General features: G+C 69.1%; 14 protein-coding genes. 9 read left to right on the forward strand and 5 right to left on the reverse strand.

Annotation, left to right across the window (positions count from 1 at the left end):
* The first annotated feature begins 80 nt into the window (after nucleotides 1-80).
* The 9 genes from BMY69_RS08095 to BMY69_RS08135 all read left to right on the forward strand — a co-directional run bounded on the left by BMY69_RS08095 (nucleotide 81) and on the right by BMY69_RS08135 (nucleotide 9,824).
* Nucleotides 81-1,058, forward strand: a complete 978-nt coding sequence (locus BMY69_RS08095) for an XdhC family protein (protein ID WP_090176836.1) — start codon at nucleotides 81-83, stop codon at nucleotides 1,056-1,058.
* Nucleotides 1,055-1,648 carry a nucleotidyltransferase family protein gene (locus BMY69_RS08100; RefSeq protein WP_090176839.1) on the forward strand — a complete coding sequence of 198 codons (594 nt, stop codon included), beginning with the start codon at nucleotides 1,055-1,057 and terminating at the stop codon, nucleotides 1,646-1,648. The genes BMY69_RS08095 and BMY69_RS08100 overlap by 4 nt, the downstream gene beginning before the upstream one ends.
* Nucleotides 1,649-1,684: 36 nt before the next feature.
* Nucleotides 1,685-2,509 carry a cytochrome b/b6 domain-containing protein gene (locus tag BMY69_RS08105; protein WP_255364494.1) on the forward strand — a complete coding sequence of 275 codons (825 nt, stop codon included), beginning with the start codon at nucleotides 1,685-1,687 and terminating at the stop codon, nucleotides 2,507-2,509.
* Complete coding sequence (locus tag BMY69_RS08110; protein ID WP_090176842.1) at nucleotides 2,502-3,257, forward strand: molybdopterin-binding protein; 756 nt, start codon at nucleotides 2,502-2,504, stop codon at nucleotides 3,255-3,257. The genes BMY69_RS08105 and BMY69_RS08110 overlap by 8 nt, the downstream gene beginning before the upstream one ends.
* Before the next feature lie 169 nt (nucleotides 3,258-3,426).
* Nucleotides 3,427-3,822 carry an HU family DNA-binding protein gene (locus BMY69_RS08115; RefSeq protein WP_072321789.1) on the forward strand — a complete coding sequence of 132 codons (396 nt, stop codon included), beginning with the start codon at nucleotides 3,427-3,429 and terminating at the stop codon, nucleotides 3,820-3,822.
* A 598-nt stretch (nucleotides 3,823-4,420) separates the two neighbouring features.
* Nucleotides 4,421-6,814, forward strand: a complete 2,394-nt coding sequence (locus BMY69_RS08120) for a TonB-dependent receptor plug domain-containing protein (protein ID WP_255364495.1) — start codon at nucleotides 4,421-4,423, stop codon at nucleotides 6,812-6,814.
* A 187-nt stretch (nucleotides 6,815-7,001) separates the two neighbouring features.
* On the forward strand, nucleotides 7,002-7,388 hold the full coding sequence (locus BMY69_RS08125) for a BlaI/MecI/CopY family transcriptional regulator (RefSeq protein WP_090051975.1): 387 nt from the start codon (nucleotides 7,002-7,004) through the stop codon (nucleotides 7,386-7,388).
* Between the two features lies 1 nt (nucleotide 7,389).
* Entirely contained in the window at nucleotides 7,390-9,105 is a 1,716-nt protein-coding gene (locus tag BMY69_RS08130) for a M56 family metallopeptidase (protein ID WP_090176844.1), read from the forward strand.
* Nucleotides 9,106-9,158: 53 nt separating this feature from the next.
* Nucleotides 9,159-9,824 carry an HAD-IA family hydrolase gene (locus tag BMY69_RS08135; RefSeq protein WP_090177007.1) on the forward strand — a complete coding sequence of 222 codons (666 nt, stop codon included), beginning with the start codon at nucleotides 9,159-9,161 and terminating at the stop codon, nucleotides 9,822-9,824.
* Between the two features lie 142 nt (nucleotides 9,825-9,966).
* Here BMY69_RS08135 and BMY69_RS08140 read toward each other — a convergent pair whose 3' ends face one another.
* The 5 genes from BMY69_RS08140 to BMY69_RS08160 form a co-directional block, all read right to left on the reverse strand.
* On the reverse strand, nucleotides 9,967-11,400 hold the full coding sequence (locus tag BMY69_RS08140) for a sulfite reductase subunit alpha (protein ID WP_255364496.1): 1,434 nt from the start codon (nucleotides 11,398-11,400) through the stop codon (nucleotides 9,967-9,969).
* Between the two features lie 7 nt (nucleotides 11,401-11,407).
* Nucleotides 11,408-12,439 (reverse strand): FAD:protein FMN transferase, encoded by a 1,032-nt coding sequence (locus tag BMY69_RS08145; RefSeq protein WP_255364497.1) that lies wholly within the window; start codon nucleotides 12,437-12,439, stop codon nucleotides 11,408-11,410.
* A gap of 82 nt (nucleotides 12,440-12,521) precedes the next feature.
* Nucleotides 12,522-13,331, reverse strand: coding sequence for a DUF4198 domain-containing protein (locus BMY69_RS08150; RefSeq protein WP_090176847.1), 810 nt, complete (start codon nucleotides 13,329-13,331; stop codon nucleotides 12,522-12,524).
* 16 nt (nucleotides 13,332-13,347) lie between these two features.
* Nucleotides 13,348-13,857, reverse strand: a complete 510-nt coding sequence (locus tag BMY69_RS08155; RefSeq protein ID WP_090176850.1) for a DUF2271 domain-containing protein — start codon at nucleotides 13,855-13,857, stop codon at nucleotides 13,348-13,350.
* A gap of 11 nt (nucleotides 13,858-13,868) precedes the next feature.
* Nucleotides 13,869-14,492, reverse strand: coding sequence for a PepSY-associated TM helix domain-containing protein (locus tag BMY69_RS08160; protein WP_090177015.1), 624 nt, complete (start codon nucleotides 14,490-14,492; stop codon nucleotides 13,869-13,871).
* Between the last annotated feature and the right edge of the window lie 90 nt (nucleotides 14,493-14,582).

Genomic DNA, 14,582 nt, shown 5'->3' on the forward strand with positions numbered 1-14,582 from the left:
CTTAGCAGAACACGGGTGGCGTGAGACGGGCGTTTCGTCCCGGTCACGTCCTATGGGTGCAATCGTGCCAGACTTCCACCATGAGTGCCTTGGACCAGACCATCATGCCCGCGTGGCCCGCGTGGCCCGAATACGCCCTCGTGGAGGATCTCCTGCCCTCGCTGCGCGACTTCGCGCATGCCGGCCGGGTGGCCCTGGCCACCCTGGTGACCGCCGAGGGCCCTTCCCCACGCCCGCTCGGCAGCGAAATGGCGATCGCGGCGGACGGCCGCGTCGCCGGCTACGTCTCGGGCGGATGCGTCGAGGCGGCCGTCGCGAGCGAGGCCGCCATGGTGCTGGCGGAGGGGCGACCCCGCCTGCTCGACTACGGGGTGGGCAGCGAGGTGGTCGACATCCAGCTGACCTGCGGCGGCCGCATCGGCATCTTCGTTCGTGAACTGCGCGAGCCGTCGCGGTACATGAACGAGCTCGCCGTCGCCCGGCGCGAGCGGCGGACCGTCACGGTGCGCGTCGCCGCGACGGACGGCGACTGGCGTGTCGAGGAAGGCGAGCACGCCGCCGAGCCGGGGTCGTATGCCGTCGTCCACCGGCCACCGCTGCGACTCGTCGTCGTCGGCGGCGACCCGGTCAGCCTCGCCGTCGCCACGATCGCCCCGATGGTGGGCCTGGAGGTCGCCCTGCTGCGGCCGCATGGCCCGATGCAGCCACCCCCCGGTATCGCGCCGGTGCTCTACGACCCGCGCGCCCTGCCCGTCTCGCTCGCCGCCCTGGCGATCGACGATCGCACCGCCGTGTACTCGCTCAGCCACGACGCCGACATCGATCATGCCGTGGCGGCGCACGCGCTGAATTCGCAGGCGTTCGCGGTCGGCGTGCTCGGTAGCCGGAACAAGATCGGCTCACGCATCCAGCGCCTGCGCGACGACGGCGTCGGCGACGGCGAACTCGGTCGCCTGCACCTTCCCGCCGGGCTGCCCATCGGCGCGCAGACGCCCCACGGCATCGCGCTGTCCATCCTGGCCCAGGTCTGCCAGCGCGATCGCGCACGGCAACCGTGACGCCCGCGCACGACGCCGTGATCCTCGCGGCGGGCGGCAGCCGGCGCCTCGGCCGTCCGAAGCAGTTGCTCCGTCGGGACGGTGAAACGCTGATCGCGCGCGTCGCGCGACTGGTGCTGGCCACCGCGCCGGCGCGCACGATCGTCGTGACCGGCGCCCATCGCGAAGAGGTCGCCGCGGCGGTGTCGGGCCTCGACATCGAGATCGTGACGAACGACGCGTGGACCGAAGGCATGGCCTCGTCGCTGCGCGCGGCGGCGCGCTCGCTCGCGGGACGCGACCGGCCGGTCCTGGTGGCCGTAGTCGACCAGCCCGCGCTCGACGATTCGCACCTTCGCGCGCTGCTCGACGCCCACCGCGACGACCGCGACACGGTGAGTGCGTACGGCGACGCGCAGGGCGTCCCGGCCGTCCTGCGCGCTTCGACGTTCGCGCGCGCCGCGACCCTGCGGGGCGATACCGGATTCCGGCGGCTCTGGACGGATGCGGATCCCCGCACCGTTCGCGCCGACACGCTCGCGCACGACCTGGACGACCTCGACGATCTCCGTGTCGCCGTCGCGGCGGGCTGGGTGGACACGTCCGGCTGAGAGCGCATACTCGACGCGTCCCCACGGAGTGCCGTCGTGACCGACACGCGTCTCGTCTACCGCCATCGCTGGCCTGTCCGCGTGATGCACTGGATCAACGTGGTCTGCCTTTGCGTCCTTCTCGGCAGCGGCCTGCAGATATTCAACGCCCACCCGGCGCTGTACTGGGGCGAGCGTTCCCATTTCGACACGCCGCTGCTCGCGCTCGAAGGCGGACAGGACCCGGCCGGCCGGCCCGTCGGCACGACACGCATCGGAAGCCACTCGTTCGATACGACGGGCGTGCTCGGAGCGTCCCGTGTCGATGGCGAGTGGACGGCGCGGGGCTTTCCCGCCTGGGCGACGATTCCCGGCCCCGGCTGGCTCGCCATGGGACGGCGCTGGCACTTCTTCTTCGGCTGGCTTTTCGTCGCCAACGGCATCGCCTACGTGGGCTGGTCGCTGGCTAGCCGCCACTTCGCACGCGACCTCGTGCCGACCCGCCGCGACTGGCGCGGTATCGGCCGCTCGATCGTCGACCACCTGCGATTCCGTCATGCCGAAGGCGATGACGCCCTGCGTTACAACGTGCTGCAGCGCCTGGCCTACCTCTTCGCGATCGTCGTGCTCGGTGGCGGCATCGTCCTGATGGGGCTCGCCATGTCGCCGCGCATGGACGCCGTCCTGCACTGGCTGGTCGATCTCGTCGGCGGCCGCCAGTCCGCGCGGACGATTCACTTCGTCATCGCGATGGCGTTCGTCGCCTTCGTTCTCGTCCACGTGTTCGAGGTACTGGTCAGCGGGCCGCTCAACCAGCTCCGCGGCATGATCACCGGCTGGTACCGCGTGCGCGCGGATCGCAAGGAGGTGCCCCATGACTGACCGCCGCCGTTTCCTGCGCAACGCGGTGCTCGCGATGGGAGGCGCGGCCCTCGCCGGCTGCGACGCGATCTCGCAGAGCGATACCGGTGAGAAGGTGCTCGATTCGGCCGAGGGCGTGACGCGTCGCGTCCAGCGCCTGCTCTCGCCCTCCACCGCGCTCGCGAAGGAATTCACGGAGGCGGACATCTCCCCGGTGTTCAAGGCGAACGGAAGCACCCTCCCCGACACGCCCGAGTACCAGGCGCTCATGCGCGACCATTTCGCCGGATACCGTCTCGACGTGGGTGGCCTCGTCGCCAGGCCCACGCAGTTCTCGCTCGATGCGCTCAGGGCGCTGGGAACGCGTACGCAGATCACGCGTCACGACTGCGTCGAGGGCTGGAGCGTGATCGGCAAATGGACCGGCACCCCGCTGGGCGTCGTGCTCGACCACGTGCAACCCCGGCCGGATGCACGCTATGTGGTGTTCCATTGCTTCGACCACATCGAAGAGGACACGCCGTACTACGAGAGCATCGACCTGACGGAAGCGCGGCATCCGCAGACGCTGCTCGCCTACGCCCTCAACGACGCGACGCTGCCCGTCGCCAACGGCGCGCCCCTGCGGCTTCGCGTCGAGCGCCAGCTCGGCTACAAGCACGCCAAGTACCTTCGCCGGATCGAGCTCGTCGACAGCTTCGAGCGCATCGGCGAAGGCAGGGGCGGTTACTGGGAAGACAACGGTTACGAGTGGTACGCGGGTATCTGACCGGCGTTTTTCCGCAGCGCGTCACGAGGAGTCTGAAAAAAAGACTCCAAAAGGCCAATATTTTTTCGCGGACCCTATTTTCAGCGGACGAAAGCAACGCTAGAGTGAGTCGCCCGCTGGGCACCGGCCGGAAAGGCCGCCTCTTTCGAACAAAGTGACAAGGATAACCATGGCCAAGACCACCAAAACGGCGGCGAAGAAGGCCGCTGCCAAGGCTCCCGCCAAGGCTGCGAAGGCGCCGGCCGCCCTCAAGCCCATCAAGGATCCGCTTTCGAAGTCCTCGCTCGTCTCGCACATCGTCGAGCAGAGCGGCGTCGACAGCAAGAGCGTGAAGGCCGTGCTGGCCTCGCTCGAAGGCGCGATCTCCGCGTCCGTGCACAAGAAGGGCGCTGGCACGTTCACGCTGCCGGGCCTGCTGAAGATCACCTCGGTCGCCGTCGCCGCGAAGCCGAAGCGCAAGGGCAAGGACCCGTTCACGGGTGAAGAGCGCTGGTTCGCCGCCAAGCCGGCGTCCGTCAAGGTCAAGGTCCGTCCGCTCAAGAAGCTGAAGGACGCGGCCGCCTGATCCTTCGCGGTGGTTCGCCACCGCGACCGACGAGGCAACCGAAAGCCCCCGCTCCGGCGGGGGCTTTTTTTATGGGACTTCGCCGCGACCACCGAGCGCCTCGCCGCGGGCACCGGCGTGCGCCGGTGCGACGTGAGGGGGCCGCCACGCCCCGACATCCACAACCGTCACCCCGGCGCACGCCGGGGTCCAAGGCCCCGGTCCCCGAGGATGCGTCAAGCGCTCCGCTGTCGCCCGGTTGACATCGTTTTCCCCATGCCACAGCATGGCCCGACGATCTGGCCATCCAGACGTCTCACCGGGCCACCCACACGAGGCATCCGTGAACCCGAACCCGCAGCACATCGTCAACACGCCTTCCCTGCCGACCACCCTGCTGGTCGCGGCGTGTTGTTGCTGTTGTCGGGCGTAAACGCCTCGCGCTGACGCCTTCGGCGTAGCGCTTCTCCCCCTTCGCGAACGAACGGCCGCCCGATCGCGGTCCGTCGCTGCCATCCCCGTTTTTCCAAGCCTTCGCCCTCGCGGCGAGCTAGCGTCGTTCGCGTGCGTGTCGCGAATGGCGTCGTTCATCCATCGCTACCCCCATAGGATCGCCCCCATGCTTCACCTCCCCTTCCGTCGCCCCACGCTTTTCGTCCTGATCGCCGCCGCCCTCGCGCCGGCCGCGCATGCGCAGGACACACCCTCCGATGCGCAGGCCAAGCCTCCCACGAACCTGGAATCGGTGGTCGTGACGGGCACGCGCTCGGTCAACCGCAGCCAGGAAAGCTCGCTCTCGCCGATCGACATCGTGACGGCGAAGGACCTCCAGTCGGTGGGCGACACGCAGCTGGGTGCCGTGTTGTCGCGACTCGTGCCGTCGCTGAACTTCCCGCGCGCTCCCGGTAACGACGGCTCGGGCATCGTGCGTCCGGCCGCGTTGCGCGGCCTGTCGCCGGACGAGACGCTCGTGCTCGTCAACGGCAAGCGGTGGCACACCACGGCCCTGCTCAACCTGCAGGGCGCGCTGGGACGCGGCTCGGCGCCCGCCGACCTGAACTCGATCCCGATTTCCGCCGTGGATCACATCGAGGTGCTGCGCGACGGCGCCTCGGCGCAATACGGTTCCGATGCCATCGCGGGCGTGATCAACATCGTCCTCAAGGGCGCCGCGAAGGAAGCCAGCAATTCGGCGAGCATCACCGCGGGCCGGTACAGCGCGGGCGACGGCAAGCAATGGCAGGGCGAGGCGAGCATCGGCGTGCCGCTCGGCGGCGACAAGGGCTGGGCCCGCCTGAGCGTCGTGCAGGGGCACGCCGATGCGACGAACCGCGGCGGTCGCGACTTCCGCGATCCGTCCTCGCCGGTCTACGGCCAGCGCACGCAGCGCATCGGCGAGCCCGACATCAGCAACCACCGGGCGCTGCTCAACGTGCAGTACGCCGTGACGTCGAACGCCGACTTCTACGCGTTCGCGAGCACGAGCAGCCGCGAGGGCACGTCGCCCGCGCTTTTCCGCACCTATAACAGCGCGCGCAACATACGCTCGATCTATCCGAACGGTTTCCTGCCCCTCAACGACGTGCGCTCGATCGACAGCGCCCTCGTCGCGGGCGTGCGCGGCACGACCGCGAGCGGATGGCGCTGGGACGTCAGCGGCAACTACGGACGCGACCACGTAAGCATCGACCCGATCCACACGCTCAACGTGGATCTCGGCGCGACGAGCCCGACGCGTTTCAACGCGGGCCGGCTCATCGCCACGCAGAAGGCGTTCGACGTCGACATCGCGAAGGACCTCGCGGTGGGCTGGCTGCAGAACCCGGTCACCCTCGCGTTCGGCGTCGAGTACCTCTACCAGCGCTATGGCATCGAAGCGGGCGATCCGTCGTCGTACTTCGGGACGGGGTCGCAGGGATTCCCGGGCTTCACACCCGGCGACTCCGGCTACCACGCCCGACACGACGTCGCGGAGTACATCAGCCTCGAGAACCAGATCACGGACAAACTGAGCGGCTCGCTCGCCGTGCGCCACGAGGATTACACCGACTTCGGCAACACGACCTCCGGCACGCTATCGGCACGTTACGACTTCACCGACACGTTCGCCCTGCGTGGCACGGCCGGCACCGGATTCCGGGCGCCGTCGCTCGCGCAGCAGTTCTACACCACGACGTCGACCAACGTGATCGGCGGCGTGCCGACGCAGATCCGGAACTTCGCGGTGAGCGATCCCGTCGCTCGCGCGCTGGGCGCGGAGCCGCTGAAAGCGGAGAAGTCGCACAACTACACGCTGGGCGCGACGTACCTGCCGGGCAACTGGACGTTCTCGCTCGACGTCTACCAGATCACGATCGGCAATCGCATCGTGCCCTCCGAGAACCTCGTCGGCGACGACGTTCGCGCCTACCTGACGAGCCAGGGCTACACCAACATCCAGGGCGGCAGTTACTTCACCAACGCCCTGAAGACGCGCACCCGCGGCGTCGATTTCAGCAGCGGTTACCGGCTCGACCTCGGCAACGCGGGCCTGCTGCAGCTGACCGCGGCGTACAACCGCAACCACACCTCGATCCTGTCGGTGGCGCCGAATCCGCCGCAGCTCGCACAGAACGGGCTCGAACTGGTGCGCGTGGGCCATATCGCGCAGGGCTACATCACCGAGGGCGCGCCACGCGACAAGATCGCGCTCGGCGGCGATTACACCCTCGGCGCGTGGAACTTCCACAGCGCGCTCACGCGTTACGGGCAGTTCCGCCAGAACCAGGATCCGATCAGCAACCCGGGCTACGACCAGGTCTTCCCGGCCCGCTGGCTGCTCGACCTGTCGGCCAGCTTCGCCACGGCCGGATGGACGTTCACGGCCGGCGTGGACAACCTCACCAACGTGTATCCGCAGAAGTACAAGGCAGGGAGCGACGGTGCCGTCGGCGGCACCTGGCCGTACCCGGATTACTCGCCGTTCGGCTACAGCGGCCGCTATCTCTACACGCGGGTCGCGTACCGCTGGTAAGAAACCGCCTGTAGGAGCGGCCCTGGCCGCGACAGCCGTTCGCGACACGCCGCAGGACCTGTCGCTCTCCGCGAGAAGCTGTCGCGGCCAGGGCCGCTCCCACACCGGTGCCCCTCCCGGAAGTCATGCTTGACTACAGCTGTCGTCAGGCGCACCCTGCCTACAGCTGTAGTCAGGAGCGGGCGGCATGAGCAAGAAGACGATCGGCGACCAGGAACTGGCGCTGCTGCAGTACATCGAGGATGCCCCGAAGAGTTCGGTGGCGGAGGTTGTCGCGGGGTATGGCGAGTCGCGCGGCCTCGCCCGCTCGACGGTGCTGACGATGATGGAGCGCCTCCGCGCGAAGGGTTACCTCACCCGCCGCCGGATCGACGGCAGTTTCCGCTACAGCGCGATCAACGGCACCGGCGAGGTGATGACGGGCGCGGTCGCGCGCTTCGTCCAGAACACGTTGCAGGGATCGGTCTCGCCGTTCGTCGCGTGGATGTCCGAACGCGGCCAGGTCAGCGACAGCGAGCTGGCCGAACTCGAGGCACTGGTCGATACCCTGCAGTCGCGTCGCGAGAAGCGCTGACATGGATGCCTTCCTCGATACGCTGTCCACCCGGCTCGCCTTCGCCTCCGCGCAGGCCCTGCTGCTCGGTGCGCTCGTCTACGCCGTCTGCCGGTCGTTCCCGTCACTGTCCGCGTCGACGCGCAGCCTCTTGTGGTGGCTCCTCGGCGCACAGCTGATCGTGGGCATCGTCGCCCCCGCGCCGTTCGAACTGCCGTTGCTTCCCGCGCCTGCGCCCGTGACGGCGCAAGCGGCCGTCATGGATGTCCCGCAGGTAACCGACGCCGGCGCGACGCAGACCACCACCCTCAACGCAGGCGCGATCTCCTGGATCGCCATCGTGCTCGGCCTCTGGGCCATCGGAATCCTCGGGCAGCTCATCGTCGCCGCCGTCCGCGGCGCGCGGCTCGCCGGCGTGCTGCGCCGCTCGCTGGCGCACGACGACGTCCGCGTGGACACGCTCTGCGCGAAACGCGCCCGCGAACTCGGCCTGCGTCGCTCGCCGCGGCTGGCGGTCTCGCGCGAAGTGGATTCGCCGCAGGTGGTCGGCTTCCTGCGCCCGACGATCCTGCTGCCGCTGGACGAGCGCCTCGACGACGACGAACTCGACATGGCGCTCATGCACGAGCTCGCGCACGTGCGCCGCGGCGACCTCGTCCTCGGCTGGGTTCCCGTGCTCGCACGCACGCTGTTCTTCTTCCACCCCCTCGTCCACCTGGCGACGCGCGAGTACGCGATCTGCCGCGAGGCGGCCTGCGACGCCCTGGTCGTCTCGCGCGGCCGTCAGGCGGCGCGGACCTATGGACGCATGCTCCTGCGCCTCGGCGTCACGCCGCACCCGCATCACGCGCTGGCAGGCGCCTCACCCACGTTCCGCACTCTGAAAAGGAGACTCGACATGCTCGGTCAGGCCACCCAGGCATCGCGCCCCGTATTCGCCTTCTGCCTCGTCGCCGCCATCGCGGTCGTCGGTGTCACGCCCTGGCGCGTGGTCGCCGCGGACAGTGCCACGACGCGGCCGGTCGCCTTCGTGGACGCCGCGCCGGCGCCACCGCCTGCACCCGCCGCGCCCGCCGCTCCGATGGCGGATGAGGTAACGATGCCCGTGCCGCCGCCCGCGCCCGTCGCGCCCATGGCGCCGCCCACACCCGCGACGGCATACCGTCCCGGCCCGGGCCACCTGCCCGACCACGCGTTCATCTACTTCGGCGACGACATCCATGTGATGAACGGCAGCAACGTCGACTTCCAGCGCGCGGAAGCGGCGCGCGCCGGCGCGGGCGAGTTCGTCTGGTACCGCGACGGTGCGCAGGCGTGGGTGCTGAAGGATCCTGCCTACCTCAAGCGGATCGAAAAAGCCTTCGCACGCAGCGCCGTTCCCGCCGAGTCGGGCCGGATGAGCGCGGAGAAGATGGCGGACATCGATCGCCAGCAGGCCATCCTCAACGAGCAGATGTCGAAGCTCGCCCACCGCCAGGCGGAGCTGGCCGTGAAGGAGACGATGCCGATGCGCCCCGACGACCGGGCCGCTTACGCGGCGGGCCACGCGGCGATCGGCAAGGAGCAGGCGGAGCTCGCGAAGAAGATGGCCGAACTGGGTCAGCTTCGTGCGATGAACGGAAAGACGCAGGCCGAATGGGGTCGCCAGCAGGCCGCCGCCTCGCGCAAGGCCGCCGAAGAGGTGAACGCGATCGTCGCGGAGGCGATCCGCGACCGCGCGGCCACCGCGGTGCGCTGACGCGACGACGATGCTCCGGTATGGTGGAAGGCTTTCCACCTTCCGGAGGCATCATGCGACTTCAATCGGGCACGGTCATCGAGGCACAGGCCCTGCTGTTCGACATGGACGGCACGCTGATCGATTCGCGCGTCGTCGTCGAGAAGATCTGGAAGCGCTGGTGCGACGAGAACGGCATCGACTGGCACACCGTCTTGCCGCGACTGCATGGCGTGCGCATGCGCGATTCGGTCGAGATGTTCGCGAAGCCCGGCATGGATGTGGAGGCGGTGTACCAGCGCCTGTACCGCGAGGAGGTCGAGGACGTCGACGGCATCGTGCCGATTCCGGGCGCCGTGGAACTCCTCGCCTCGCTGCCGCCCGACGCGTGGACCATCGTCACCTCGGCCGACACCGTACTGGCGAAGGCACGTCTCGGCGCCGCGGGCATCGTGCCGCCGCCGCGCATGGTGACGGGCGAGATCGTGACGCTGGGCAAGCCCGATCCCGAGGGCTACCTGCTCGGTGCGCGGCGCATGGGCGCCGATCCGAAGGACTGCCTGGTGTTCGAGGACGCGAAGGCGGGCATCGACGCCGGCCTCGCCGCGGGTGCGCGGGTCATCGCCATCGCGGGCGATCATCCGGAAGAGGTGCCCCCGAACGTCGAGTGGGTGACGGACCTGACGTCGCTGCGGTTCGATGGCCGGCGGGACGGGAAGGTCCTGCTTCGGGTGGTCTGAGGACTATCCAGCGATCCTGCTACACCGGCATTCGGCCCGCTGCCGCGGGATCGCCGATACGATCGGCTCCCACCGGTTCGTGGCAGGTCACCTACCGAAGGGTGGGAGCCGATCGTATCGGCGATGGGTGCTCGCGAGAGCGTCAGTAGACGTCGCGTCGATAGCGCCCCGTCGACGCGAGTTCATCGACCGTGACGTCACCCAGGGTGGCACGCAACGCGGCATCCACCCCCGGCGCCATGCCGGCGAGGCTGCCGCAGACGTGGATGCTCGCACCATCCGCGACGAACCCGCGCAGCGCGTCGGCGCTGGCACGCAGGCGATCCTGCACGTAGCGCTCCGTCGACGATTCGCGCGACCAGACGAGGTCCAGACGCTCGATCCCGCCCTCCGCATGCCACTGGACCAGCTCGTCGACATGCAGCCGATCGACCGCGCTGTGCCGCTCGCCGAAGATCATCCAGTTGCGATGACGACCTTGCGCGATGCGCGCCTTGAGCAAGGCGCGAAGTCCCGCGATACCGGTGCCGTTGCCGACGAGCAGCAGCGGCCGGTCGTCGGCAGGCGCGTGGAACCCCGCGTTGCGACGTACGCGGAGATCGATCGCGTCGCCGATGGCCGCATGCTCGGTCAGCCAGCCCGATCCGATGCCGAGATCGCCATCCTCGCCACGCATCTGGCGCACGACGAGGTGGATCGCACCATCCGTCGGCAGCGACGCGATGGAGTATTCGCGATGGGGATGCGTGCCTTCATCCGCACGGTGCCGCCGCGGCCCGACCTCGGCGATGTCGCCGGCGTCCCATGTGAGATCTGTCTCGTCGCTCGGCGCGAGCGCGACATGGAAGCACGGTCCGCCGGCACTGCCGGGATTGAGCAGGCGCCGCTCGACGAGACGCCACGGTTGATATGCGGGCCTGCGCCAGTCGGCGAGTCCGGTCGTGCCGGCCACGTGCGCGACCTGGTGCTGCCAGTGACGGAGGCTGCCCTCGTCGCCGTTGTCGACGTCGACGCGATCGAACAGCGGCGTCGCGCCACTGGCGCGCAACCAGGCGTCGAGGTCGCGGCCGAAGGCGCAGAAGTCGTCGTAATCGCGGTCGCCGAGGGCGAGCACGCCGTAGGCGAGTCCACCGAGTGCCGCGGGCGCGCGCATCGCACGCTGCCGGAACGCGGTCGCCGCATCCGGCGCATCGCCCTCCCCCGTGGTGCTCGCGACGAACAGCGCGCGCGTCGCCTGCGCGAGCATGGCGGGCGTGACGGCGTCGATGCCGCGGATGTCGACGGGCTTTCCGCCCGCGCGCAGTTCGTCGGCGGTCTTCGTCGCCAGTTCGGTCGCGAAACCCGTCTGCGACGCGTGGACGACGAGGATGCCGCCCGCGTCATGGGGTTCGTCGGGTGTTCGTCGCACCGCCATCCGGACGGTGAAGCCGATCCACGCGAGCGCGATGGCGCCGGCGGCGGTGACGTTCCACGGCGAGCCGACGCCGATGCTCGCCGGTGCCTGCAGGCGCCAGCAGGACAGAGCGACGACGAGCAGCGCCAGTCCGATGGCCAGCTGACCGAGGAGCGCCCTCACGACGCGCTCACGACTTCGTCGCCGCCAGGAACGCCGGTGACGCGCGTTCCTCGAAACGACCGTTCTCGCCGTACAGGATGAACAGCACGGCGATGCCGTGCTTCGTCGCGTACGCCATGCCGGCCTCCGGACCGAGGACGGTCATCGTCGTGCCGAGCGAATCGGCGTGCATGCAGTCGTCCGCGACGATGCTCACCGAGGCGACCCGGTGCGCGACCGGCAGCCCCGTGCGCGGATCGATGTGATGCGAGAAGAACCGGCCGCCGCTTTCGAAGAAGTGCCGGTAATCACCCGACGTGGCGATCGCCTTGTCCGTCAGCGACACGATGCGCCCGACCTGGTCGGGATCGTCGACCGCACCGGTGGCCGCACCGGGCCGTTCGATGCCGACATGCCACGGCGTGCCGTCCGGCTTGCGTCCGTGCGCGCGCAATTCGCCGCCCACCTCCACGAGGTAAGCCCGCACGCCCGACCGGTCGAGGAAGCGCGCCACCTGATCGACACCGAACCCCTTGGCGACGGACGACAGGTCCACGTACACGCCGCCGGGCTGGAACGCGCGGTGCCCCGCCTCGTCGAGGCGGATCTTCGACCAGCCGACGCGTGCGCGCGCGGCGGCGATGGCCGCGGCATCCGGTGGTTCGTGTGGGCGACGGTCGGGTCCGAAGCCCCAGAGGTTCACCAGCGGGCCGACGGTGGGATCGTAGGCGCCGCCGGAATACTTCGCGAGACCGAGGGCGTAGCGCAGCACCGCGAAGAACTCCGGCGGCAGCGTCTGCCACGTGCCGGCGGGAGCACGGTTGAAGCGACTCAGGTCGGAGTCGGGTTCGTAGGTGCTCATCTGCGCGACGACGCGATCCACCTCGGCCTGGATGCCCCGCTCGATCGCGCGGTCGTCCGCGCCATCGGGCAACACCGCGTTCACCGACCACGTCGTGCCCATGGTCTCGCCTTCGAAACGACGGACATCCGTGGCGGTGGCGATGGAGGCGAACGACAGCAACGCCATGAACACGGCGAGCGCGCCGCGTCTTGCCACGCCACGAGCCACGGAACCCAAGCTTCCTCGCGAAGTGCTGTCGCGGCCGGGGCCGTTCCTGTCGTCAGGCGTCATCGTGCTTTTACTGCGGGAGCACTTCGAGCGTCGCCGTATAGGCGAGGCGACGCTGCTTCGCATCCTTGACCGAAGTCCTGTCGTCTTCCGTGGAGGCGTTCACCCAGTACATGCCCGCTTCCGGCCACGTGAAGCTGAACCTGCCGTCCTTGTCGGTCGTGGTGTCGAGCTCGTCCTGCTTGTTCCGGTAACGCGTGCCGCCGTCGATCGCGACGACCTTGAGGTTGGCCGCCGGCTTCCCGTCGATGAGCAGCTGGAACGTCGCCTTCTCGCCGGCCATCAGGTCGTTCGGCGGCGTGACCGGCACGAGTTCCAGGCCCTTGTTCGTCGGCTTCAGCGCCCCGGCGCTGGGCGAGCCCTGCGTGACGAACGTCTCGACGCGCGAGGCCATCTCGGCGACCTGCACGTTCTTCGCGTTCGCGGGAATCGCGCCCTTCAACTCGTCGGCGGTGCCGCGCCAGCGCTGCTTCTTGCCGTCGACCTCGTAGTTCGCGAACACACCCTGGTTGACCAGCGCGAGGCGGTAAGTGCCCTTCTGCGGCACGGCCAGGTCGAACGTGCTGCGGTACTTGCCGGTCGACGCGTTCTCGGGCTTCACCGTCGAGCCGTCCGGCGCGGTGATGACGAGCTGATCGAGCTTCGCCGGGAAATGATCCGGGTAGTAGAGATCGTTGGACACCGCCGCGTCGACGGTCACCCAGGCGTCGTCGCTGGAGATCACGGTGGCCGACGGCACCATCCACATCTTGTGGGCGTGCGCGGCGAGCGGCAGGACGAGGGCGGCGCAGAGCGCGGTGCGAACAATGGCGTGCTTCATCGATAAGCTCCGGTTCTCAGGGATTGATGTCGAGGGTGATCTGGCCGAGCTCTTCCGCGCCCTTCGCCGACAGGTGCTGCGTGGACTTCGCCGGCCAGTCGAATGCGATGCGCTGGGTTTCGTGCCCACCGACCTCGCGCGCCGCCTCGACGACGAGTTCGTAATGGCCCGGCGCCAGCGTGCCGAGCGGCGCCTTGCCTTCCGTGAAGCGCAACTGGTGCTGGCCCGCCGGACGCGTGGCGCCGGAGACGCCGTCGATCGGCATCGTCTGGTCGCGGCCGCCGCGGCGCCACCACTGCCGCATGTCCTTCAGCCACTTGGTGCCTTCGCCGTCGCCCTTCTTCATCTCGTACCAGACGGCGAGGTTGGCGACCGTCGCGTTGTCGCGCTCGATCCACACCGCGACATACGGCCGGTGGTATTCGCTGACCTTGAGCGTGGGGATCTCCACGGTGATGTTCAGGTCCGCCGCGCCGATCGGCGCGGCGAAGGCTAGGCAGAGGGCGAACGGCAGGCGTCGACGCATGGGGGTTCCCGTCAGTGGATGAAGATCAGGGCGATGACCGCCGGCAGCACGAAGCCGAGCGCGACCATCGGCCACGTCATGCCGCGCTGGCCGGCGTGCATCTTGAGCAGCAGCAGTCCCGTGATCGCGAACACCAGGCAGGCCAGCGCGAACACGTCGATGAACCAGCTCCAGACGGGGCCGGTGTTGCGGCCCTTGTGGAGGTCGTTGAGGTACGCGAGCCAGCCGCGGTCCGTCACCTCCGACTCCACCTCGCCGGTTTCCCGGTCGACGCTGACCCAGCCGTCGCCACCGGGGCGCGGCAGCGAGACATAGACCTCGTCATCGCTCCACTCGCCGGAGCGGCCGGCGGGATCCACGCCGGTGCGGTCGGCGACGAAGGCGGCGACATCGTCGGGTAGAGGGCCAGACTTGCCGTGCGATCCGGCCAGCGTGCGGACCATCGGCGCCGGAAGGGTCGCGGCATGCCGCTCGACACGTGGCGACGCTTCGATCCGCGCGGCGTGATTCAGCGTGAAGCCGGTCACCGAGAAAAGCAGCAGCACGACCAGCGAGACCGCCGAGCTGATCCAGTGCCAGCGATGCAGGTGCTTCAGCCAGAACGCGCGGCGTTGCCGGTCGACGGTATCGCGCATGTGCTGGAACGCCCCTGTGTAACGGTCACTCGACAGGCGGTCATGGTAAACCACAATGCGAATCGTTCGCAATTGGGCGGCAAGGGTCGC

It is taken from the genome of Luteibacter sp. UNC138MFCol5.1 (genome assembly GCF_900110505.1).
Lineage (GTDB): Bacteria > Pseudomonadota > Gammaproteobacteria > Xanthomonadales > Rhodanobacteraceae > Luteibacter.